This window comes from Rhizobium sp. C4 (assembly GCF_021026315.1).
Taxonomy (GTDB): Bacteria; Pseudomonadota; Alphaproteobacteria; order Rhizobiales; family Rhizobiaceae; genus Ensifer_A.
In genome coordinates this window covers 16,230-39,428 of sequence record NZ_JAJNCX010000020.1, presented here as the reverse complement: position 1 = coordinate 39,428, position 23,199 = coordinate 16,230, and the positions used below count along the sequence as shown (strand labels likewise).

The window sequence follows — 23,199 nt, the reverse complement described above, 5'->3', positions numbered from 1 at the left end:
AGCCTCCTGCTCGCGCAGCACCCCAATAATCTGCTCTTCTGTAAATCTCTGCTTCTTCATAAGTCCGTCCTCAATGGGCCGAACTCTAATCAATTTTGGAGGAAATTCTCAGTGGCAGGTCAGATGCTACAAAATATGCTGCAACTCTTGCTTGGTAGCCGGCTCCTGACGCGACCGCTGCGCCTGCACCTGATATGACTGACATTAAGGCTCTCTATCTCAGCGTTGTATGGACCTATGAATAAGATGGCTTCATAAAAAAGCAATTCATACATTGTCCATCATATTCAACCAGGACGGGTTGTCTTCAGTTTTTCCCGGAAATGTCTCCACTAGGATATGGCCGTTGATGACATCAGGTCTAGCAGGGATACAGCACTCGCCCTTAAATTCCATTGCGCCCCCCCCGTCTGCGGTGTGAGTGCTTCATGCTACGACGTTAATGGTTAGGACAGAAAAAGAGTGCAAACATCAGCTTCTTGGACCCTTAATTTAGAGTGGTTGAGACGCACCCCCCCCCGGAACGCAACGATCCCCCGCGCGTTAAACCGCCGCCTCCAACTCCCTCCCTCACACGAAAGCCCCCCGTTTGCTCGAAACCCTCATCGCCAAATACGGCCTCCTCGCCATTCTGATCGGGTCCGGGATCGAGGGGGAGACGGTGGTGTTTTTGGGGGGTGTTTCGGCGCATCGGCATCTTCTGCCTTTCTGGGGTGTCGCCGCAGCGGCGGCGATCGGGTCGTTCGTGTCGGATCAGATCTTCTTTTTCTTAGGTCGCCGGGCGAGTTCGCTGGGGTTTGTGCAGAGGCTCACGTCCCATGCCGTTGCTGCACGGGGCAAGGCGCTGCTGGAGCGCTATCCGACCGGGTTCATCCTGGCTTTCCGCTTCATTTATGGGATGCGCACCGTCAGTCCGGTCATCATCGGTCTATCTTCCGTGTCCGCCCGCAGGTTCGCGGTGCTGAATGCGGTCGCGGCAGTTGTGTGGGGCGTTATGATTTCCGCCGCCGGCTATCTGTTCAGCAATGCGATCGAGGCCGTGCTCGGCCGGCTGCATCTGCATGTCCACCTGATCATCGGCCTGGTGTTTGCGGTCGCCGTCGGCGGGCTCCTGCTGATCTGGAGCCGCTGGGGGCTGGGCAAGGCCCCCTGATGGTCCGTCGCGGTATGTCGGTCGCGCGGATGGGAGGCGTCTGGCGTTGCCTCAGACGCCGTATACCGCCCGGCGCAGATTGTCCGGAAACGCCCCCATGCAACCCTCCAGCGCGGTGTTGCTCAGCGACACCATCGTGATCCCCGCGTCGAGATCGACCAGCCAGGTGTTGCCGTAGACGCCGCCCCATTGCACGGCGCCCTTGGCCATGGTGGCGAGCGCCATGCCCGGATCTTCGCAGACAGAGCCGAAGAAGCCGAAGCGCATTCCCGGTTCGCAGGTGATGTCGCCGACCTGGTTGGAGAAGCCGGCTTCTGCGAGCTTGGGACTCAGAACTTTGCCGCCGCCGCGGGCGAGCGTGTCCAGCAGCGTCATGACCTCTTGCGCCGTGCCTGCCATGCCCGCGCCGCCGGACTGGAAGGCTTTTTCGTTGAAGATGCGGTCGGGAGAGAAGCCGGCTGTCCAGCCGGATTCGCGGGGCGGGTAGTAGGGGTTCGGCATGCGGATCGCGCCTTTCGCGCCATCGGCATAGGCGGCGGCCAGCCGTTCGCGGTCGGTCACGTGGAAGCTGCTGTCCTTCAGGCCGAGCGGGCCTGTGACATAGTGGTTCACCACCTCTTCCAGCGTGCCGCCATGAACGCGCGCGATCAGCGCACCCAGAATGTCGAGGCCAACGGAATAGGCCCAGGCGGTGCCGGGCTCGAAGGCGAGCGGGATATTGTTCAGCGGGCGGAAATTGGTCTCGGCGTCGCGGTCGGTGTCGAGAATGCCGATCGTGACCCGGCTTTCCGGAGCGCGCTCTTCCAGTGTCGGGTCATAGGTGAGGCCGGATGTATGCGTCAGCAAGTGGCGGATGGTGATTTGGGCTTGCTCGCCATTCGGCCCCTTCGGGTGGAACCAGGGCAGGTGATCGACGGCGCGGTCATCAAGGCCGAGCTTGCCCTGATCGATCATTGCGAGCGTCGCTGCGGCCACGAAGGGCTTCGTCACGGAGGCGAAACGGAAGATCGTGTCTTCGCGCGTGCGCCTCTCCGCCTCGCGGTCGGCATAGCCTGCGGCGCGGCTATAGATTTCCTTGCCGTTCTTGCGGACGATGACGACGCAGCCGACAATGGTCTTGCGGGCAACGGCGGTGTCGATGACGCGGTCGAGGCGGTCTTGCATGGACATGGGTGATTCCAGAATTCGTTCGCGAAAAGGAAGACGGAGCATGTCGCCATGCTCCTTTCAATTCAGAAATATTGATGCGCGGGTGGATGGCTCAAAGGGTGCAGGGGCCTGCGGAACGAGCGACGATGAACAGGCATGCCAAGCCTCCGAAGACGAAGATGGGGGCGTGAGCCCGGAAATTGATCTGGCCGACCGTTTCAAATCTCTGCATGAGGAACAGGATGCCCACCCATATCAGACCAATCACCACAAGCACGAAAGGGAAAATCACCGGCGTGAAGAGCAACATGCCAATCAGGAAAATGACGCAGGCGACAGTGTTGTCCTTTTCGACCACGCCATACGCGATTGCCGCGAGAGCCAGCCAGAGACATATATGAATCAGAACGTTTTTCAGAGTTTCCCACCGCTTCAATCGTATTGTTTGCGACCGATCTTCCAAAAGCCTGCCGCCTCGTTTCGTCTGCAACTTCTGGATTAGATCAGGGATGCATTCCCCGCAACGAAAACCGCCCCGGATCCTTAATGGAACCGAGGCGGCGAAGGGTGTTCTGTCGAACCAGTTTTGTGATCAGGCGACAGCCCGTGCCAGCGCGCAGCGCGACCACAGGCTGTGCAGCGCGCCGACGAGGTGGCGCAGGTCGTCATCCGTGTGGAACGGGCTCGGCGTGATGCGCAGGCGCTCGGTCTTCTTCGGCACGGTCGGATAGTTGATCGGCTGAACATAGATGCCGTAATTGTCGAGCAGCAGATCGGAGATCCACTTGCACTTGGCGGCATCGCCCACCAGAACCGGCACGATATGGCTCGGGTTAGGCATATGCGGGATGCCGGCGGCGTTGAGCATGTTGCGGAGCGTGCGCACACGCTCCTGATGACAGAGCCGTTCTTGGCTGCTTGCCTTCAGATGCTTGATCGAGGCGAGCGCGCCTGCGGCAATCGCCGGCGGCAGCGAGGTCGTGAAGATGAAGCCGGAGGCAAAGGAGCGGACGAAGTCGATCAGCGCTTCCGAGCCGGTGATATAGCCACCCATGACGCCGAAGGCCTTGCCGAGCGTGCCTTCGATGACGGTGACGCGATGCATCACGCCTTCGCGTTCGGCAATGCCGCCGCCGCGCGGGCCATAGAGGCCAACGGCGTGAACTTCGTCGAGATAGGTCATTGCGCCATATTTGTCGGCGATGTCACAGATGTCCTTGATCGGGGCAATGTCGCCATCCATCGAGTAGACGGATTCGAAGGCGATGAGCTTCGGCGCTGCCGGGTCGGCGGCGCGGAGCTTGGCTTCCAGATCCTTCAGGTCGTTATGCTTCCAGATCACGCGCTCGCATTTCGAATGGCGGATGCCTTCGATCATGGAGGCGTGGTTGCCGGAGTCGGAGAAGATGATCAGGCCGGGGATCTTCGCGCCGAGCGTGCCGAGCGAAGCCCAGTTGGACATGTAGCCGGAATTGAAGAGAAGGGCGGCTTCCTTGCCATGCAGGTCTGCGAGCTCGCGCTCCAGCAGGACGTGGTAATGGTTGGTGCCGGAAATGTTGCGGGTGCCGCCGGCGCCGGTGCCGCATTCGTCGATGGCCTGCTTCATCGCGTCCATGACGGCTTCGTTCTGGCCCATGCCGAGATAGTCGTTGGAACACCAGACGGTCACTTCCTGCGGGCCGTTTTCAGTGTGGCGGATCGCTTTGGGAAAATTGCCACGCTGACGCTCGAGATCGGCGAAAACGCGGTATCGGCCTTCCTGGTGCAAACCGTCCAGCTCGTTCTTGAAAAAGGCCTCGAAATCCATTCTCGTCTCCACAACCCTGCCATGGCGTTTTCAGGTTTCACGCGATCCCCGTCAAGCCCCGACAGTTAGATTCCTTCTAAACTGCGGCAATTCGCGCATCACGTTTTTGTGGGGTGCCGGCGATCAGTCCGCGCCCCTCATCAACCTTGCTAGCATCGGGAAACGCTCATCCAATTGATGTATGTCAACAGGCCGTCGATTCGCCGAAATTGTCAGAAGTGACGTCCCGCGTCGGTCCCTTGCGGCGATCATTTGCCGCGAAGGTTTAAGGATTGTTTACCATCCACCCCCGGGTTTCAGGGAGCCGGGAAGAGCGAATTCGACTTGCCTGTCAGCCAGTAGCCGACGAGGCCGATCCATTCGTGTGCGGCCACATCGACCAGTTGAAGGCCGTCCGCGACGCTTTCGGGGAAGATCATCAGCCTTCCCATCCCATAGGTCCGGTAGTCGACCGGATAGGGGATCACATCGAAGCCGACCGCGCGGTAGGCCCCGACGGAGCGTGGCATGTGGCTCGCCGACGTCACCAGCAGCCAGCGCTCGCCGGGCTTCGGCTTCAGCGTTTCAAGGCTGAAGCGGGCATTTTCGGCCGTGGTGCGGGACTTCTCTTCCATCTCGATGCGGTCCGCCGGAATGCCGAGTTGCACCAGAAGCTTCTTCGTCAGGGCCGATTCGGTGTTTTCGCCGGGGTCGCCGAAATGGCCGGAGCCACCCGAAAGAAAGATGCGCGCCTCAGGGTAGCGGACGGCCAGCACGGCGGTCTCCGTCACGCGCTCTGCGGCATCGTTGACCGTGATCGTCTTTCGCGCCGGCGAAAGATCGACATCCACCGGCCCGCCCAGCATGATCACGCCGGTTGGCGGTTCGGTGATCACGGGCTGCGGGAAGCGATCCTCCAGGATCGCCTGCGGCACATTGGCCAGCGGCGTCAGCCCGAGGGCGAGCGTCAGGACAATCGACGTCACGCAAAGCGCGATCCCGCTCCGGCGCCTGCGAAAGACCAGAAGCACGACGCCGAGCAGCCCAAGCAGAAAGATGGCCGTCGAGGGCGTGGTGGCGAAACCGACAAGCTTGGAAATGACAAAGAACATGAGGTCTCGTAATGGCCGGGGAAAGGATGGTGATCCCGACGCGATTCGAACGCGTGGCCTACAGATTAGGAATCTGTCGCTCTATCCTGCTGAGCTACGGGACCATCGGCACTCTCAATACTAAAGCAGACGGGAGAAGCCAAGGTTTTTCTCCCCGCGCGGGGGCCTGTTCCAAAGGTTCCGCAGGCTCATCGAATACCGCCAGTTTGGTTAAGCATTCCGAAATACCGGCCTGCGATAGTGCAAGCGGCTGAAAAGCCGGATTTGTATCTCGTTGAACGGCAAATGTAGGTCTGATTGGTCAAGCTTCCGAAGAAGGTGGTCATCATCGCGTCCGGTGTGGTCGTCCTCACCGGGGCCTCGGGTGCGACCGCGTTCTTCATCGGGAAGGACAGGATCCTCGGACCCTCGGCCAAGGAACTCGGCGGTGTGGAATGCACCGACGTGATCCGTGTTGCCGACATGCGCAAGGACCGCGCGCCGTGGCTGCGCAAATTTGTCCGCGTGCCGCCCGGCACCGACGGCATGACGCGCGTCAAGACCGCGCTGCGTGTCGCCAAGAAGGTGCAGGAGACGCTCCCTGCCGATCTCATTGAAATTGCCGTGCTCGATCAGGCGGGTCCCGACAAGCGCGCCCAGATGCGCGGCCGCGCGATCGGGGCGGAGGTGATCGTCGTCAAGGATGCGGCGAAGGTTCCCGGCATCACCGACACCTATACCATCCAGTATTACCAGGGTGCGGCGAGCGGCACCGGCATGTTCTATGGCGAGGAAGCCACCATGACATCGGCGGAGGCGGAGGAGCTTCTCGCAAAGATGACGGACATTGCCGACTGCGCCCCGCCGGCCGGCAAGGAAGAGGCCGGCGACAAGAAGGGCGAGAAGAAGAAAGAAACCAAGCACGAGAAGAAGCCGGAAAAGAAGGAAAAGAAGAAGGAAGGCGAAGGCCACGAGGCCGCGGCCAAGGAAGGCGAGGGCGGCGGTCACGAGGCGGCAAAGAAGGAAGAGCCGAAGAAGGAAGAAAAGCCCGAAGTCGTCTTCCCGAATGACATTTTCGGCAAGATGCAGAAGGCGGCTTTCGACAAGGCCGAAGAGGCTGCCGCCGCCGAGGAAGAGGCGAAGAAGGAACATGAGGTCAAGGAGCCCGGCATGTTCGGCAAGATGCTGGGCATGGTGGGTCTTGGTGGCAAGGAGGAGGCCGAGGGCGAGCATGGCGCCTCGGAGGCGGGCGGCGAACACGCGGCTCCTGCCGAGGAAGGCGGTGCCGGCGAGCATGCTGCGCCTGCCGAGCATGATGGAGCGGAACACGCGCCCGCCAAGGTCACCCCGATTGTCGGCCACGACGCCAAGGGAGAGACCAAGGGCGATGCTAAGGCTGAGCCCAAGGCCGGAGACAAGCCAGAAACGAAGCACGAGTCCAAGCCTGCTGCGAAGTCCGAAAGCAAACCCGAGAAGGCCAAACCCGATTCGGCCAAGACAGAAGGCGCCAAGCCTTCGCATGAAGCTGCGGCAAAGCCTGAAGAAAAGAGCGGCGGCTTCATGTCGAAGATGCTTGGCATGGTCGGGCTTGGCGGCGACAAGCCGAAGGATACGATCGAGCATTCCGGCGGCCCGGCCATCGCCAGCGGCAAGAAGGTCGTGAAGGATGAGGCCGGTCATGATGCCTCGGTCAAGCCCGCAGCGCATGGCGAGGAAAAGCCTGCCGCGCATGGCGATGCCCCTTCATCGGCCGAGCACGGTGCGGAAGCTGCCAAGCCGAAAGGCGAAGCCCATGCCGCTCCTGCAGATCACGGTGCCGCCGCCGACCATGGCGCAGCGCCAGCGGAAGGCGTGGACAAGCCGAAGACTGAGGGCGTTGACCACGCTGCAGGCGCGGAGCATGCCGCAGAGCCGAGCGTTGACAGTGCGACCACACATGAAAAGCCGCCGGCAGAAGAGCCCTCCGCCCATGACGGTCCGACCGTGGATGCGGTGAAGGTTGATGATCATGCGCCCGCCAAGAGTGACGGCGAACATCCGGCCGACGAACCCAAGAAGGCCGATCACCCGCCGGCCGCGCATGGCGGATAACCCGGACCTGCAGAGAATATCTCAAGCCTGAAAAACAAAATCCCCGGCGCGAAGGCCGGGGATTGTCGTTTGGTCTGTGTTTTGTCCGCTTTCCGCTCAATCCGCCTTCTGGCGGCGGGCCGGGAAGAGGATGATGTCGCGGATCGAAGGCGAATTGGTCAAAAGCATGATCAGGCGATCGATACCGATGCCGAGGCCACCTGCGGGCGGCATGCCCTGGTCGATGGCGTCGAGGAATTCCTCGTCCAGCTGCTTGTCCTTTTCGCCGCGGGCATGGGCCTGCTCCAGCTGCTCGACCATGCGGCGGCGCTGTTCTTCCGGATCGTTGAGTTCCGAGAAGGCATTGCCGATTTCCCAGGCGTTGCAATAGGTCTCGAAGCGTTCGACGAGGCGCGGTTCGCCCGGCACTTCCTTGGCGAAGGGCGAGATGTCCTTCGGGAAGTGGGTGACATGGCTCGGCTGGATCAGCGTGCCTTCGACCTTTTCTTCAAAGATGAAGGCGAGGCATTCGCCCCAGGTCCAGTCCTTCTCGACCTCGAAGCCGGCCGCCTTGGCGGCAGCGCGGGCCTCTTCGTCGGTCTTGATCGACAGGAAGTCGATGCCGGTTGCGTCCTTGACGGCGTCGGGCATGGGCACGCGCTTGAACGGGCCCTTGAAGGAGATTTCCTTGTCGCCGAAGAGGAAGTCCGTCGAACCGTGGATCTGCACGGCCAGCGCCTCGAACAGGCGCTCGACGAGGCCCATCACGTCCTCATAGTCGGCATAGGCCCAGTAGCACTCCATCATGGTGAATTCAGGATTGTGCCGGGTGGAGACACCTTCGTTGCGGAAGTTGCGGTTAACCTCGAAGACCTTGTCGGTCAGGCCCGAAACCAGCGTGCGCTTCAGGAACAGTTCCGGCGCGATGCGCAGATACATGTCGAGCTTCAGCGTGTTGTGATGCGTCTTGAAGGGCTCGGCCGTCGCGCCGCCATAGACCGAATGCAGCATCGGCGTTTCGACTTCCATGAAGCCTTCCTGCTCCATGAAGCGGCGAACGCCCGAAATGATCCGGGAACGCTGCTGGAAGCGGAGCTTGGACTCCTCGTTCGTCATGATGTCGAGATGGCGCTTGCGATAGCGCAGCTCGATGTCCGACAGGCCATGCCACTTTTCCGGCATGGGCAGCAGCGCCTTGGTCAGCATGGTGATCGTGTGGACGTTCACCGTCAGCTCGCCGCGCTTGGTGCGGCGGACTTCGCCGGTGACGCCGATAATGTCGCCGAGGTCGATCAGCGGCAGCAGGTTGCGCGCCTCTTCAGACGTCACGTCCTTGTGGCTGAAGACCTGAACCTTGCCGGAGGCATCGACGATGTCGATGAACATGCCGGAATTGCGGTTCGAGTAGACGCGGCCGGCTACGGTGACGATGTCGCCCGTCAGCGTGTCGGGTTCGATGTCCTTGTACTTCTCGGCCAGTTCCGCATTGGTGATCGTGCGGTGGAAATGCGCCGGATAGACATCGCCGATCATCTCGCGAAGCTTGGCGAGCTTCTGCGCGCGCACTTCGGTGACGTCGGAGGAGAGGGCGGTTTCAGGTGTCTTGTCGGTCATTTTGTTGATTATCCGTTGTTCTTCTTTTCAGCCTCAACGCCGAGCTTGACGGCGGTGGCTGCGGATTTCAGGCGCTGGCGCACGACGGAGCGGCCGAGGATGGCCATGCTGTCGAAGAGCGGCAGCGAACGGGACGAGCCCGACACGGCGATGAAGAGCGGTGCGAGAACGTCGCGCAGCTTCTTGTCCATCCGTTCGGAGATGGCGCGCAGTTCGGCCTCGATGCTCTCGACATTCCACTCGACGATCTTTTCGAGATCGGCCTGAGCCGTTTCGAGGATCGCCTGAACGTCAGCCAGCGGCACCTTCTTGATGTTGGCGAAGTCGTTGGCGGTCAGGCCAAGATCGCCCTTGAGGAGGAAGCCAGCGAGGTCCGGAAGGTCGGAGAGGCGCGTGATGCGGCTCTGCGAGAGCTTCATGCCTTCGCGGAAGCGGTCGTTTTCCTGCGCCCAGGCAAGGACGCGGGTCACGAAATCTTCTTCCGTCAGGCCTTCGCGCAGCCAGCGGCCGTTCAGCCAGTCGAGCTTCTGGATGTCGAAGATCGCGCCGGCCTTGTTGAGGTTTTCCGGATCGAACTTTTCCGACAGCTGGTCCATCGTCAGCATCTCTTCGCCTTCGGCGATCTGGATGAAGAAGAGGCCCAGGAAGTTCATCAGCGCTTCCGGCAGGTAGCCGAGCGCCGAATAATAGGAGATCGAAGTCGGGTTACGACGCTTGGAGAGCTTCGTCTTGTCGGCGTTGCGCATCAGCGAGAGATGCATGAATTTCGGCGGTTCAAGGCCGAGATATTTGTAGAGCAGAATGTGCTTCGGCACGGAGGCCAGCCATTCCTCGCCGCGCGCAACATGGGTGATCTTCATCAGATGGTCGTCGACGACGTTGGCCATGTGATAGGTCGGCATGCCGTCGGCCTTGAGGAGCACCTGCATGTCGACCGAATCCCACGGGATCGACACGTCGCCATAGACGCCGTCGTTGAATTCGCAATTGCCTTCGGTCGGGATCTTCATGCGCACGACGGAGGGCTCGCCTGCGTCCATGCGGGTCTTCACCTCTTCAGCCGAGAGTCGCAGGCACTTGCCGTCATATTTCGGCTGCTGGCCGGCGGCGCGCTGGGCGCTGCGCATTTCTTCCAGACGCTCGGGCGTGCAGAAACAGCGGAAGCCGTGGCCGGCGGAGACGATCTTCTCGACGTATTCGCCATAGATATGCTTGCGGTCAGACTGGCGATAGGGGCCATAGGGGCCGCCGATATCCGGGCCTTCCGACCATTCCAGCCCGCACCATTTGAGCGCGTCGAGCACCTTGGTCTCGAATTCCGGCGTCGAACGGGTCGCGTCGGTGTCTTCGATACGCAGGATGAAGGTGCCGTTATTCTTCTTGGCAAAGAGATAGTTGAACAGCGCGATATAGGCAGTGCCGACATGCGGCTCGCCGGTGGGCGAGGGAGCGATGCGGACGCGGACGTTGGATGCGGTCATCGTCATGGGTCTTTGGCAAGGCAGATTGCAGGCCGGCCCAATAAGGCGCAGGGACGGCACGCGATCATGCAGGTTCCGAAAAATAGCGCCCCCGCCGGGACAAGGTCGCGGCAGGGGTTATCGGTCTGCGTTAGGCCATATCCGCCATAAAAGGTCAAGTGAAGCGATCACCTGAGGGCTTTTGGGGCGGATTGTGGCTCAGCCTTTGCGTTGCTTGGCGTTGCGGGCCAGCATGTTCAGGATCTCGACCAGCGCCGAGAAGGCCATGGCGGCGTAGATGTAGCCCTTGGGCACATGGAAGCCGAAGCCGTCGGCAATCAGCGTCGTGCCGATCATCAAGAGGAAGCCCAGCGCCAGCATGACGATGGTCGGGTTGCGCTCGATGAAGTTGGCCAGCGGATTGGCGGCGAGCATCATGGTCGCGACGGCGACGAGAACCGCAATCACCATGACCGGGAGGTGTTCGGTCATGCCGACGGCGGTGATTATGCTGTCGACCGAGAAGACGATGTCGAGCAGGATGATCTGGAAGATCGCCGCGCCGAAGCTGATCGTCACCTTGGCGTCCAGCTTCTGGTCTTCCTGTTCGACCGGGTCGGTGCTGTGGTGGATTTCCTTGGTCGCCTTCCAGACAAGGAAGAGACCGCCGGCGATCAGGATCATGTCCTTCCAGGAGAAGTCATGGCCGAAGGCGTTGAAGACCGGTGCGGTCAGCTTCACGATCCAGGCGGCGAAGCTCAGCAGCACGAGGCGCATGATGAGCGCCAGCGAGATGCCGATCATGCGCGACTTGCTGCGATGTTCGACGGGAAGCTTGTTCGTAAGGATCGAGATGAAGATCAGGTTGTCGATGCCGAGCACGACTTCCATGGCGATCAGCGTGATCAGCGCCGCCCAAACGGCGGGGTCCTGGGCAAGAAGGAGCAGATTGTCCATTGTTCACCGTTTTGTTTATGTTGACGGCGCACATAGGTATTGCTGGTGTCCCCGCCAAGAGGGGCGCCAGCTAAAACTGAAATTCAACTTATCCTGATATTGCGATCAGGCCGCATAAGCCTTCATGAAGACGCGGATTGCCGAACGGACGGCCCGATCTATTTCCTCGTCCTCCGGCTGGCTGCGCTCGTTAAAGAGGCAGGGCTTGAAGAGGCCTGCGGTGCAGAGTTCGGCAAACTGGCGCGCAGCCAGAAGGTCGTCTTCGAGAACGAGTTCACCCTTGGCGGCGCGTGCGGCGAGATAGTCCTTCAGCCGGTGGGCGCCCTTGGTGGGCCCGCAGTTGAGGAACATGTTTGCCACTTCCGGCATGTCGTCGATGACACCGAGAACCATGCGCAGGCTGCGTACGGTATTCTGGTTTGACATGTGGCGGCTGAACATCATGCCGAAGTCGTAGAGAACCTCTTCCAGCGGCTTGTCGTCCACCAGAATGCTGCTGACCGCGTCGAAGATACGCTCGCGCTCGCGCTGGATGAGCCCGGCGAAGAGCTCTTCCTTGTTGTTGAAGTAGACGTAGATCGTTCCTTTCGAAACGCCTGCGGCCTTCGTGATGTCGTTCATGCTCGCGCCATCAAATCCGTTTGCAGCGAAGACCTTCTTCGCTCCGTCCAGGATCTGGTCGCGTTTCGCGGGGTTTTCGCCTGCGCCGAGGCGGCCCTGGCCTTCAGGGCTGAGTCGGCTGCGGCTGATGACGCTCAATTGGCCAATGGCTGTCATGCCTGTTGCTTCCCTAAACTCATTTTTAATTAATTGAACCGATCGGTTCGATTTACACTTGATATGGGGCAAGACATGAATTATGTCAATGCCACTGACTGAACCGTTCGGTTCGAGAAAGCCTTATCAGGAAATTGTGAAATGGCCAAGAATGCAGGCAATGCAGCCGTTCAGCTTGTCGATAGCGACGAGGCTGGCGAGACCGCTCGTGAAGAGGCGACCTCCAAGGCGGCAGAAGCTGACGTGCGCGCTGAGGCCAAGCCTGTTCAATCTGTCGCCGATAAGAAGGCTGCGCCGCGCAAGAGCGGCCGCGGCCGCCTCGTGCTTGGCGTCATTGCGCTCGCCGTTCTTTCCGGCGCTGCCTATTACGGTCACGAATGGTGGACGAACGGCCGCTTCATGGTTTCGACCGATGACGCCTATATCGGCGGTGACATCAATTATGTCGCGCCCAAGGTCGGCGGCTATGTGAAGACCGTCAACGTCAAGGCCAATGATTATGTGAAGGCCGGCACTCCGCTCGTCACGCTCGATGACGGCGACTATCGCATTGCGCTGGAACAGGCTCGTGCGCAGCTCGCAACCCAGCAGCTGGCGCTGAAGTCGATCGACGCGCAGCGTCTCGTTGCCGTTGCCGCGCAGCAGCAGGCCCAGGCCAAGCTCAAGGCTTCGGAAGCCACGCTTCACGGCGCGCAGCTGGCGCAGGATCGTGCCAGCAAGCTGCAGTCGCAGGATGTTGCCAGTGCTTCGTCTCTCGACAAGGCCAATGTGACGCTCGAGCAGGCGCAGGCCGATGTCGGTGCCTCCAATGCCGCCATCCAGTCCGCCGTCGCCAACATTGCCGCGACCGATGCCCAGCATGCGCAGGCCGAAAGCGCCATCAAGTCGCTGCAGCTCGCCATCGAAAAGGCCGAGCGCGACGAGAGCTTCACGGTTCTGCGCGCGCCCTTCGACGGCATCGTCGGCAATCTGTCCGTCCAGGAAGGCGACCTCGTGACGCCGGGCATGCGGCTTGCCGCCGTCGTCCCGTCGGACGCGCTCTATATCGACGCGAACTTCAAGGAAACGCAGATCGGCGAGATCCATCCGGGCCAGACGGTCGGCATCCATGTCGACGCGCTCGGCGACAAGCATATCGAAGGCAAGGTTCTGTCGATTTCGCCGGCTTCCGGCGCTGTCTTCTCGCTCCTGCCCGCCGAAAACGCCACCGGCAACTTCACCAAGATCACCCAGCGGCTACCGGTTCGCATCTCGATCCCCAAGGATGCGCTTGAAACGCATCGTCTGATGGCCGGGTTGTCGGTCGTGGTCGATGTCGATACGCGCACGACGCCCTCGACCCCCAAGACGGCGTCTGCGCAGTAACGACAGAAGTTGAGGAATGGCCATGGCCGACGATATCGCGAAGGACGTGAAGGCAGGCATCCCGCCTGAACCTCCAGTCTCGCGACGCAATGTCTTTGCGTTCTTCGCGATGGTAGTTGGCATGTTCATGGCCATCCTCGACATCCAGATCGTCTCGGCATCGCTGTCCGAAATTCAGGCGGGTCTCGGTGCCAGCACCGATGAGGCGGCCTGGGTTCAGACGGCCTATCTGGTCGCCGAAGTCATCATGATCCCGCTTTCGGGAATGGCGGCGCGCATTCTTTCAACGCGCGTCATGTTCACGCTCTCTGCCGCCGGCTTCACGGCGGCGAGCGCGCTGGCGGCCACCGCTACCAATATTGACCAGATGATCGTCTACCGCGCCCTTCAGGGCTTCATCGGCGGTGGCATGATCCCTTCGGTCTTTGCGGCGGCCTTTACGGTCTTTCCGCCGTCCAAGCGTCCGATCGTCTCGCCGATCATCGGCCTCATTGCCACGCTCGCGCCGACCATCGGCCCGACGGTTGGCGGCTATCTCAGCCACAGCTTCTCCTGGCACTGGCTTTTCCTCGTCAACGTGCCGCCCGGCATCTTCGTCACCATTGCCGTCTGGACGCTGGTCGATTTCGACAAGCCCGAGCCGGGACTTGCCCGCAACTTCGACTGGGCCGGCCTTGCCAGCATGGCTGTCTTCCTCGGCGCGCTCGAATATGTGCTCGAAGAGGGCAACAACAAGGGCTGGCTGCAGGACGAGAAGATTGCTGTCGGTGCGGTGGCTATCGCGATTGCCGGCGTCATTTTCTTCTATCGCGCCTTTACGGCGAAACAACCAATCGTCGATCTCAAGGCGTTCACCAACCGTAACTTCGCCTTCGGCACCGCCTTCTCCTTCATCATGGGTGTGGGGCTTTACGGGCTGACCTATATCTATCCGGTCTATCTGTCGGCAATCCGCGGCTATGACTCGCTGATGATCGGCGAAACGATGTTCGTCTCCGGTCTTGCCATGTTCTTCACCGCGCCCATTGCCGGCATCATGTCGCGCAAGCTCGATCCGCGCGTCATGATGATGATCGGCTTCTTCGGTTTCGGCTGTGGCACCCTGATGATGACACGGATGACCGCCGACTGGGATTTCTGGGAGCTCTTCGTTCCGCAGATCCTGCGCGGCTGCTCGATGATGATCGCCATGGTGCCGATCAACAACGTGGCGCTCGGCACGCTGCCGCCGGACCGTATCCGCAACGCCTCGGGTCTTTACAACCTGAGCCGTAACCTCGGCGGCGCCGTCGGCCTTGCCGTCATCAATACGATGCTGACCCGTCAGACCCGGTCGCATTACGAGCAGCTGGCAGAGCACGTCCAGTGGGGCCGCCCGGAAGCGCGCGACATGGTCACCTCCATGACCAACAAGTTCAATGCGCTCGGTCTCGACGGCAGCACGGTGGCCATCAAGCAGCTGGCCGGCATGGTGCATCAGCAGGCCTTTATCCTCTCCTTCATCGACGTCTTCCTGTTGCTGACCTCGCTGTTTGCCATGCTTGTCGTCTCGTCGTTCCTGATCCAGAAGCCGGAAGGTCCGGCAGGCTCATCCGGCGGCGGTCATTGACGCAGGCAATGGCGGCGCTACCGTCTCCGCGACCTTCTGAGTCGCGGAAGCCGGGAGATGTGACCTGTCAGACGAGCCCGTCCTTGAAACCGAACGCCTGATCCTCAGGCCTCCCCGCGCCGACGATTTGCCCGGCTGGGCTGCCATGATGGCCGACCCGGACAATTCCCGCTTCATCGGCGGCCCGTTGGGCGTCCGCGCTGCCTGGGCAAGTCTTTCGATCATGGCAGGCGCCTGGGCGCTTCATGGCTTCGGCAATTTTTCCGTCCTCCTCAAGTCCACCGGCGAATGGATCGGCCGCGCCGGCCCATGGATGCCGCCGGGTTGGCCAGGGCCGGAAATCGGCTGGGCCTTTCTCAAGGACCATTGGGGGCAGGGCTATGCGGCGGAAGCGTCTGAGGCGACCATGATCTGGTCGCGCGACGTGCTTGGATGGGATCGCGCGATCCACATCATCCATCCCGAGAATTCGCCCTCCATGGCGCTGGCCGAGCGCATCGGCTCCACCTTCGAACGAGAGCTTCCTCCGCGCACGCTCGACAATGCGGTGCCGCTTCTCATCTATTCCCAAAAATTCTGATTTACGTACCTCAAAATTCTGATATGAGTGTCGGCGAGGAGAAGCCATGCGTCCGACCGTTCACGACATTGCCGAAAAAGCGGGCGTCAGCCTTGCCACGGTGGACCGTGTTCTCAACAACCGGCCGGGCGTGAAGGCGAAGACGCGGGCGCTGGTCGAGGACACGATTGCCCAGATCGGCTATGTGCGCGACGTGGCTGCCGCCAATCTGGCGCGCAAGCGCCTCTATCACTTCGAATTCCTGATCCCCGACAGCGATAACTCGTTTCTCGACCAGCTGCGCGGCGCGGTGCGCGAGGTTGCTGCACTTTCCCGCGTGGAGCGGATCGAGATCGGCATGCGCGAAGTGGCGGCCTTCGATCCGGCGGCGCTGGTTGCCGCCATGCGCGAGGCGATTGCCGGCGAGCCGGACGGGATTGCCATGGTCGCCATCGACGACGATGCCGTGCGTGCCGTCGTTGCCGAGGCCAAGCAGGCCGGTGTTGCGGTCGTGACGGTCGTCTCCGATCTGCCGGGCTCGGCGCGCGTTCACTATGCCGGGATCGACAATCTGGCTGCGGGCCGGACGGCGGCAAGCCTGATCGGACGGTTCATTGGCGGCACCGGCACTGTCGGCGTCATTGCCGGCTCGCTGAATGCCCGCGACCATCGCGAGCGTCTGGCCGGTTTCGAAGAGGCATTGAAGCGGGATTTCCCCGGCGTTTCGGTCCTGCCCGTCATCGAGGGGCGCGATAATCCGAAGCGGGTCGAGCGCGAGGCGACGGCGCTGCTGGATGCGCAGCCCGCACTGTCCGGTCTCTACAGCCTCGGCGCCGGCAATCGCGGCCTGGTCAAGGCGCTGCGGGGGCGGAATCCTGCCCGTCATATGCCGGTGATCGCGCATGAACTGACAGCGACAACGCGGGCGGCGCTTTCGGAGGGCCTGTTCGACGCGGTGCTCAATCAGGATGCTGGTCACGAGGTGCGCAGCGCCGTGCGCGTGATGAAGGCGCAGGCTGATGGGCTTCATACGGTGGACGCGCAGGAGCGCATCCGCATCGACATATTCCTGAAGGATAACATGCCCCAGTAAAAGCGGGCGGGAGGAAACGACATGTATCTCGGTCTCGATCTCGGCACGTCCGGCGTCAAGGCGCTTCTCATCGACGGCAACCAGACGATCCTTGCTTCCGGCAATGGCTCGCTGGATGTCTCGCGGCCGCATTCCGGCTGGTCGGAGCAGGACCCGGCCCATTGGCTGCGCGCAACGCGCGAGGCTGTCGCCGGCATCAAGGCGAGCCACCCTGAAGCGCTGGCCTCGGTGAAGGGCATCGGCCTTTCCGGCCATATGCATGGCGCGACGCTGGTGGATGGTGCGGGGAATGTTCTGCGCCCCTGCATCCTCTGGAACGACACTCGGTCCTTTGCCGAGGCTGCCAAGCTGGATGCCGATCCGCGTTTTCGCGCCATCACCGGCAATATCGTGTTTCCGGGCTTCACCGCGCCGAAGCTGGTGTGGGTGAAGAACAACGAGCCGGAGATCTTCGCCAAGGTCGCCAAGGTTCTGCTGCCGAAGGACTACCTGCGGCTCTGGCTGACGGGTGAATATCTCTCCGAAATGTCGGATTCGGCCGGGACGAGCTGGCTCGATACCGGCAAGCGCGCCTGGTCGCCCGAGCTGCTGGCGGCAACCGATCTCGATGAAAGCCAGATGCCGGGCCTTACCGAAGGCACTGCGGAAGCCGGCGTGCTGCGCGCCGAGTTGCTGGCCGAGTGGGGCATGTCCGGTCGCGTGGTCGTTGCCGGTGGGGCAGGGGACAATGCGGCCTCGGCCGTGGGCATGGGCACGGTTCATTCCGGCTCCGCCTTCGTGTCGCTCGGCACATCCGGGGTGCTCTTTGCGGCCAATGACCGCTATCTGCCGAACCCGGCCAGCGCCGTGCATGCCTTCTGCCATGCGATCCCCAATACCTGGCATCAGATGGGCGTCATTCTCTCGGCGACCGATGCGCTCAACTGGCATTCGCATGTGACCGGCAAGAGTGCCGGCGAGCTTTCCGCCGAGCTGGGCGACACGCTGAAGGCACCCTCCGGCGTCACCTTCCTGCCCTATCTCTCGGGTGAGAGGACACCGCATAACGACGCGAAAATCCGTGGCGTCTTTGCCGGGCTGGAGCATGAATCCTCGCGCGTCGTGCTGACGCAGGCGGTGATGGAAGGTGTGACCTTCGCGATCCGCGACAATCTGGCAGCGCTCAATGCCGCCGGCACGACGATCTCGCGCGTGACGGCCATCGGTGGCGGCTCGCGCTCGCGCTACTGGCTGAAGTCGATCGCCACCGCGCTCAACATCCCGGTCGATATTCCGGCGGATGGTGATTTCGGTGCGGCCTTTGGCGCCGCGCGGCTTGGGCTGATCGCGGCGACGGGGGCTGATCCCGCCTCTGTCTGCACCGCGCCGAAGACAGCCGAGACGGTCGAGCCGGAAACGGCGCTGGCTGGCGCTTACGACGAGGCATACCGACGCTACCGCGCGCTTTATCCGGCGGTGAAGGCAGCGATGGGCTGAGAGGCTTAAGCTTGTGGCACCCCCCTCTGTCCTGCCGGACATCTCCCCCTCAAGGGGGGAGATTGGCAGGCGGCGGCGCCTCATTCTATCTCCCCCCTTGAGGGGGAGATGGCGGTAGCCAGAGGGGGGTACCCCCAAACACGAATTCGAACCAAAATCACAGGAGGAAACACCCCATGAGCACAGGCTTTTTCGGCAATATCGAGAAGATCAAGTATGAAGGTCCGGATAGCACCAATCCGCTGGCCTTCCGTCATTACAACCCCGACGAAGTGGTCATGGGCAAGCGCATGGCGGACCATCTGCGCTTTGCGGTGGCCTATTGGCACACATTCGCCTGGGAGGGCGGCGATCCCTTCGGCGGGCGCACGTTCGATCGTCCCTGGTATGACGGCGCGATGGACAAGGCCAAGCTGAAGGCCGATGTCGCGTTCGAATTCTTCCAGCTGCTCGGCTCGCCCTATTATTGCTTCCACGACGCCGATGTGCGCCCGGAAGGCAAGAATTTCGCCGAGAACACGAAGAACCTCAACGAGATCGTCGATTACTTCGCCGAAAAGCAGGCCAAGACCGGCGTCAAGCTGCTCTGGGGCACGGCGAACCTCTTCTCCAACCGCCGCTTCATGTCGGGTGCGGCGACCAATCCCGATCCGGATGTGTTTGCCTATTCGGCCGCGACCATCAAGACCTGCATGGACGCCACGATGAAGCTCGGCGGCGAGAACTATGTGCTCTGGGGCGGTCGCGAGGGCTATGAAACGCTGCTCAACACCGACCTGAAGCGCGAGCTCGACCAGATGGCGCGCATGCTGCACATGGTCGTCGAATACAAGCACAAGATCGGCTTCAAGGGCGCGATCCTGGTCGAGCCGAAGCCGCAGGAGCCGTCGAAGCATCAGTATGATTACGACGTCGCGACCGTTTACGGTTTCCTCAAGACCTACGGCCTCGAAAACGAAGTCAAGCTCAACATCGAGCAGGGCCATGCAATCCTCGCCGGCCATTCCTTCGAGCACGAGCTGGCGCTGGCCAATGCGCTCGGCGTCTTCGGTTCGATCGACATGAACCGCAACGACTACCAGTCCGGCTGGGATACCGACCAGTTCCCCAACAACGTCCCGGAAATGGCGCTGGCCTATTACCATGTGCTTGCCGGCGGCGGCTTTACCACGGGCGGCACCAATTTCGACTCCAAGCTCCGCCGTCAGTCGATCGACCCGGAAGATCTGCTGATCGGCCATATCGGCGGCATGGATTGCTGCGCCCGCGGCCTGAAGGCTGCTGCGAAGATGATCGAGGACAAGGCGCTCTCCGGTCCGCTCGCCGCCCGCTATGCCGGCTGGGACAAGCCGGAAAACAGGGCCATGCTTACAGGCGGCAGCCTGGATGCGATCACGGATCGTGTTCTGGCTCAGGACATCAATCCGCAGCCGAAGTCGGGCAAGCAGGAGCTGCTGGAAAACATCGTCAACCGCTACGTTTGAGCGGTTCAATAAGTCTGCGACGGGACACCTGTTCCCGTCGCGGCATCCCTCAGCCTTCAGGGCTGACAGGGTGAGTGTCCGAAGTCATGGCCCGCAGATCGTTGCACCTGCAGATCGATTTTTGAAAGGCAAGAGAGTGACTGAGTTCGCGTATAATCCGGAATTTCTCGTTAGCGATGAGCAGACATTGCGTGGGCTTTTTCCGCCAACACATGCATTGGCTGCCCTCAAGTGCCTCGACACGCTGGATGAACATGCGCAGCACTTTATCCGGCGCTCGCCTTTTCTATGTATCGGCACACAGGGTGCTCAGGGAACGGCGGATGTCAGTCCGCGTGGCGATCCAGTGGGCTTTGTGAAAATCCTCGATCAGAATACCTTGGCTATCCCGGATCGTCCGGGCAACAACCGCCTCGATACGCTCGCCAACATTCTCGCCAATCCCAATGTCGGCCTCCTGTTCATCATACCCGGCTTCGACGATACCCTGCGCGTCAACGGTCAGGCCTCTCTGGTGACCGACCCCGCTATCCTGGCGGGGATGGCTGTCAATGATCGCCTGCCCAGGCTTGCCATCGTCGTGAAGGTGAGGGAAGTTTTCCTGCATTGCGCCAAGGCTTTCCGACGCTCGCATTTGTGGAGCCCGGAGCATTTCCAAGACCGCAGCGCGATGCCGTCGCTGTCAAAAATTATTCTGGACCAGACGACAGGTGCTCCGGAAAGCGACGAGGACATGCTCGAGATCGATAAAGGTCTTGAAGCCGCCTATCAGACGTCCATGTATTGAATTCCGGTCCACCGACGGCGGTCCTCAAAGACGCTCAGCGCATCCCCTTCGGCGGCCCAACCGAATTACGGACCACCAGATCCGGCATCAGCAGGATCTCTCCTTCCGGCGGCTCGCCGTCGCCGAGCAGATCCAGCAGCAGAGCCATGGCGCGCTTGCCGATGGCGGTGCGGGGCTGGCGGATGGTGGTGAGCGGCGGCGACATGAAGCCGGAGAGCGGCACGTCGTCGAAGCCGGTGACGGAGAAGTCGCGCGGGATGTTGTAGCCGCGCGCGGTCAGGCCCAGCATGACGCCGATGGCGGTCTGGTCGTTGACGCACATGAAGGCGGTGGGCAGGCGGTCCTGCATGAAGAGCTGTTCGAGCGCGAGCCGGCCGCTTTCGATCGTGCCGTCGCCGTCAACGACGATGCGGTTTTCGGGCCGCATGTTGGCGGCGTCCATGCCTTCCTCGAAGCCCTGCCGGCGGCGGCTATAGGCAAGGCGGGTGCGGCTGTCGCCGATGAAGGCGATCTTGCGGTGGCCTTCGGCGAGCAGCAGGTCGATGAGCTTGCGGGCGCCCGCCACGTCGTCGACGCCGACGTAGGGCAGGCCGCCATTGTAGATCGGCTCGAAGACGCCGACGGTTGCCGGCAGGCGGGCCGTCATCGACTGGTGGCCGAAGGGCAGGATGCCGGTGAAGAGGATCAGTCCGGCTGCCTGGTTGGAATTGAGGAATTTCAGATATTCGAGCCCGCGCTGCGCATCGTTCTGCGTGTGGCCGATCAGGATGCCATAGCCATGGGCGCGGGCCTCGTTTTCGAGACCGACGAGAATGTTCGAGAAGTTGGGATCGCCGATATCGGGCGCGACGACGAGGATCATGTTGGAGCGGCCAAGGCGCAGGCTGCGGGCCATGGCATTGGTCGTGTAGCCGGTGATCGCGATCGCCTGATGGACTTTCAGGCGCGTCGAGTTCGCCACCTTTTCCGGCGTGTGGATGGCGCGCGAGACCGTGGCAATGGAAACCTCGGCAATGCGGGCGACATCTTCAATCGTAGCGGGCGTGGAATTCGACACGGAAAAACCTTGGGTCTCATGCTCGCCGGGACACTACACGGAGTTGGCCGCAGGTCAAATCGAGACCGGCCGAAATCGGTGAATTGTGCTCAATGTAAACCTTTACATAGGTCATGTAAAGGTTTACATAATCGGTAACAGAGGCGCTTTCGGGAGAAAAGCGCCCGGGAGGACGATCATGGAGACGAACGCTGCCGGTCAGCGTACGCCTGTGCTTGCAGCACGGCGGATCAGCAAATCCTTCAATGGCGTACAGGTGCTGTTCAGCGTCAATTTCGACCTGCAGCCTGGCGAAATCCATGCGCTGGTCGGCGAGAACGGTGCCGGCAAATCCACCTTCGTGAAGATCATGTCCGGCTTCGAGCAGCCGAGTTCCGGCGAGATCCTGCTCGACGGCAAGCCGGTGCGTTTGCCGGCCAATGGACAGGCCGAGCATCTCGGCATCGTCATCATCCACCAGGAATTCAACCTTGCAGAACATCTGACCGTCACCGAGAGCCTGTTTCTCGGCCGCGAGATCACGCGTTTCGGCGTGCTCGACCGCAAGCGCATGCGCGCCGAGACGCGCCGCGCGCTCGATCTGCTCGGCTCGCGCATCGACGAGAATGCGATGATCAGTTCGCTGCCCGTCGCCGATCGGCAGATGGTGGAGATTGCCAAGGCAATCAGCAAGGATGCGCGCGTCATCTTCATGGACGAGCCGACAGCGGTCCTCTCCAAGGAGGAAACCGGCGTGCTGTTCGAGCAGGTGCGCAAGCTCCGCGACAAGGGCACGAGCTTCGTCTTCGTCTCGCACAAGCTGGACGAGGTGCTGGAGCTGACCGACCGCGTCACGGTTCTGCGCGACGGCCAATGGGTGAAGACCGCGCCGACTGCGATGCTGGATGGCGAGTCCATCGCCCAGCTCATGGTCGGGCGGGAACTGTCGAGCCTCTATCCGGCCAAGCGCGAACCGGATGTGGACGAGGAAATCGTTCTCTCCGCCCGGGGCATCACGACGGGCTTCGTGCGCGATGCGAGTTTCGATGTGCGCAAGGGCGAGGTGATCGGCTTTTCGGGGCTGATCGGGTCGGGCCGCACGGAATTGATGGAGGCCGTTGCCGGTCTTCGCCCGCGCCATTCCGGCGAGGTGACGATCAGGGGCGTTTCGATGTCCTCGGGCGATGCGCATGCCGCAAACCGCGCAGGCCTCGCCTACATGACCAAGGATCGCAAGTCGAAGGGCCTGCTGCTCGGCTCGCGCATGGCGGTGAACCTGACGCTGCAATCGCTCGATCAGCATGGCAAGCTCGGCTATCTGAGCCCCAAAAGCGAGGCGAATGCGCTGGCGCGGGCCATGCGCCGCTTCGATATTCGGGTGCGTGATGGCCGCGTGGTGGCGGGGCGCATGTCGGGCGGTAACCAGCAAAAGCTGATGCTGGCCAAGGTCATGGAGACCGAGCCGGAGATCATCATCATCGACGAGCCGACACGCGGCATCGATGTCGGCACCAAGCAGCAGATCTATCATTTCATCTCGGCGCTGGCGCGGGCCGGCAAGTCCATCGTCGTCGTCTCCTCGGAGCTGCAGGAAGTGATCGGCCTTTGCACGCGCGTTGCCGTGATGCGCGAGGGCCGCATCGTCGGCTGGCTCGAGGGCGACGAGATCAACGAGCAGGAAATCATGCGCTATTCGGCTGGGCTCAAGAAGATGGCCGGCTGAGCGTAGCAGA

General features: G+C 61.6%; 20 protein-coding genes and 1 tRNA gene. 12 read left to right on the top strand and 9 right to left on the bottom strand.

Features of this window, described 5'->3' with window-relative positions:
- Both LQK84_RS23280 and LQK84_RS23275 read left to right on the top strand, forming a co-directional pair.
- The coding region (locus LQK84_RS23280) for a hypothetical protein (RefSeq protein WP_230831193.1) at positions 1-198 on the top strand (198 nt) is incomplete at its 5' end.
- 391 nt (positions 199-589) lie between these two features.
- Positions 590-1,153, top strand: coding sequence for a DedA family protein (locus LQK84_RS23275; protein ID WP_230831190.1), 564 nt, complete (start codon positions 590-592; stop codon positions 1,151-1,153).
- A 51-nt stretch (positions 1,154-1,204) separates the two neighbouring features.
- On the opposite strand, the gene LQK84_RS23270 is transcribed toward LQK84_RS23275, so the two are convergent.
- A complete protein-coding gene (locus tag LQK84_RS23270) occupies positions 1,205-2,323 on the bottom strand; it encodes a serine hydrolase domain-containing protein (protein WP_230831189.1) in 1,119 nt (372 codons plus the stop codon).
- On the opposite strand from LQK84_RS23270, the gene LQK84_RS23265 reads away from it, so the two are divergent.
- The gene (locus LQK84_RS23265) at positions 2,316-2,804 is read left to right on the top strand and encodes a hypothetical protein (RefSeq protein WP_230831188.1); all 489 of its coding nucleotides are present in this window, start codon (positions 2,316-2,318) and stop codon (positions 2,802-2,804) included. The two genes, LQK84_RS23270 and LQK84_RS23265, sit on opposite strands and share 8 nt — an antisense overlap.
- A 90-nt stretch (positions 2,805-2,894) precedes the next feature.
- Here LQK84_RS23265 and hemA read toward each other — a convergent pair whose 3' ends face one another.
- From hemA to LQK84_RS23250, 3 genes are all read right to left on the bottom strand, one after another.
- Positions 2,895-4,109, bottom strand: coding sequence for a 5-aminolevulinate synthase (gene hemA / locus LQK84_RS23260; protein ID WP_230831187.1), 1,215 nt, complete (start codon positions 4,107-4,109; stop codon positions 2,895-2,897).
- Between the two features lie 296 nt (positions 4,110-4,405).
- Positions 4,406-5,200 carry a YdcF family protein gene (locus LQK84_RS23255; RefSeq protein WP_230831186.1) on the bottom strand — a complete coding sequence of 265 codons (795 nt, stop codon included), beginning with the start codon at positions 5,198-5,200 and terminating at the stop codon, positions 4,406-4,408.
- A 27-nt stretch (positions 5,201-5,227) separates the two neighbouring features.
- Positions 5,228-5,304 (bottom strand) — tRNA-Arg (locus tag LQK84_RS23250).
- A gap of 193 nt (positions 5,305-5,497) precedes the next feature.
- On the opposite strand from LQK84_RS23250, the gene LQK84_RS23245 reads away from it, so the two are divergent.
- Positions 5,498-7,270: a hypothetical protein gene (locus tag LQK84_RS23245; protein ID WP_230831185.1), complete on the top strand. Its 1,773-nt coding sequence runs from the start codon at positions 5,498-5,500 to the stop codon at positions 7,268-7,270.
- 96 nt (positions 7,271-7,366) lie between these two features.
- Here LQK84_RS23245 and lysS read toward each other — a convergent pair whose 3' ends face one another.
- The 4 genes from lysS to LQK84_RS23225 all read right to left on the bottom strand — a co-directional run bounded on the left by lysS (position 7,367) and on the right by LQK84_RS23225 (position 12,057).
- Positions 7,367-8,863, bottom strand: a complete 1,497-nt coding sequence (lysS, locus tag LQK84_RS23240) for a lysine--tRNA ligase (protein WP_230831184.1) — start codon at positions 8,861-8,863, stop codon at positions 7,367-7,369.
- Positions 8,864-8,871: 8 nt separating this feature from the next.
- Entirely contained in the window at positions 8,872-10,344 is a 1,473-nt protein-coding gene (gltX, locus tag LQK84_RS23235; protein WP_230831192.1) for a glutamate--tRNA ligase, read from the bottom strand.
- 198 nt (positions 10,345-10,542) lie between these two features.
- The gene (locus tag LQK84_RS23230) at positions 10,543-11,280 is read right to left on the bottom strand and encodes a TerC family protein (RefSeq protein ID WP_230831183.1); all 738 of its coding nucleotides are present in this window, start codon (positions 11,278-11,280) and stop codon (positions 10,543-10,545) included.
- 105 nt (positions 11,281-11,385) lie between these two features.
- Positions 11,386-12,057, bottom strand: a complete 672-nt coding sequence (locus tag LQK84_RS23225) for a TetR/AcrR family transcriptional regulator (protein ID WP_230831182.1) — start codon at positions 12,055-12,057, stop codon at positions 11,386-11,388.
- A gap of 141 nt (positions 12,058-12,198) precedes the next feature.
- Between LQK84_RS23225 and LQK84_RS23220 the strand changes: the two genes are divergently transcribed.
- The 7 genes from LQK84_RS23220 (at position 12,199) to LQK84_RS23190 (ending at position 20,430) form a co-directional block, all read left to right on the top strand.
- Entirely contained in the window at positions 12,199-13,422 is a 1,224-nt protein-coding gene (locus LQK84_RS23220) for an HlyD family secretion protein (RefSeq protein WP_230831181.1), read from the top strand.
- Between the two features lie 22 nt (positions 13,423-13,444).
- Positions 13,445-15,031 (top strand): DHA2 family efflux MFS transporter permease subunit, encoded by a 1,587-nt coding sequence (locus tag LQK84_RS23215; RefSeq protein ID WP_230831180.1) that lies wholly within the window; start codon positions 13,445-13,447, stop codon positions 15,029-15,031.
- 64 nt (positions 15,032-15,095) lie between these two features.
- Positions 15,096-15,611, top strand: a complete 516-nt coding sequence (locus tag LQK84_RS23210; RefSeq protein ID WP_330166433.1) for a GNAT family N-acetyltransferase — start codon at positions 15,096-15,098, stop codon at positions 15,609-15,611.
- A gap of 46 nt (positions 15,612-15,657) precedes the next feature.
- The gene (locus tag LQK84_RS23205) at positions 15,658-16,683 is read left to right on the top strand and encodes a LacI family DNA-binding transcriptional regulator (protein WP_230831178.1); all 1,026 of its coding nucleotides are present in this window, start codon (positions 15,658-15,660) and stop codon (positions 16,681-16,683) included.
- Between the two features lie 21 nt (positions 16,684-16,704).
- Positions 16,705-18,159, top strand: a complete 1,455-nt coding sequence (xylB, locus tag LQK84_RS23200) for a xylulokinase (protein ID WP_230831177.1) — start codon at positions 16,705-16,707, stop codon at positions 18,157-18,159.
- A 176-nt stretch (positions 18,160-18,335) separates the two neighbouring features.
- Entirely contained in the window at positions 18,336-19,643 is a 1,308-nt protein-coding gene (xylA, locus tag LQK84_RS23195) for a xylose isomerase (RefSeq protein ID WP_230831176.1), read from the top strand.
- Positions 19,644-19,779: 136 nt separating this feature from the next.
- Positions 19,780-20,430: a pyridoxamine 5'-phosphate oxidase family protein gene (locus LQK84_RS23190; RefSeq protein ID WP_230831175.1), complete on the top strand. Its 651-nt coding sequence runs from the start codon at positions 19,780-19,782 to the stop codon at positions 20,428-20,430.
- 34 nt (positions 20,431-20,464) lie between these two features.
- On the opposite strand, the gene LQK84_RS23185 is transcribed toward LQK84_RS23190, so the two are convergent.
- Positions 20,465-21,487 carry a LacI family DNA-binding transcriptional regulator gene (locus tag LQK84_RS23185; RefSeq protein ID WP_230831174.1) on the bottom strand — a complete coding sequence of 341 codons (1,023 nt, stop codon included), beginning with the start codon at positions 21,485-21,487 and terminating at the stop codon, positions 20,465-20,467.
- A gap of 178 nt (positions 21,488-21,665) precedes the next feature.
- On the opposite strand from LQK84_RS23185, the gene LQK84_RS23180 reads away from it, so the two are divergent.
- Positions 21,666-23,189, top strand: a complete 1,524-nt coding sequence (locus LQK84_RS23180) for a sugar ABC transporter ATP-binding protein (RefSeq protein ID WP_230831173.1) — start codon at positions 21,666-21,668, stop codon at positions 23,187-23,189.
- Positions 23,190-23,199 lie beyond the last annotated feature (10 nt).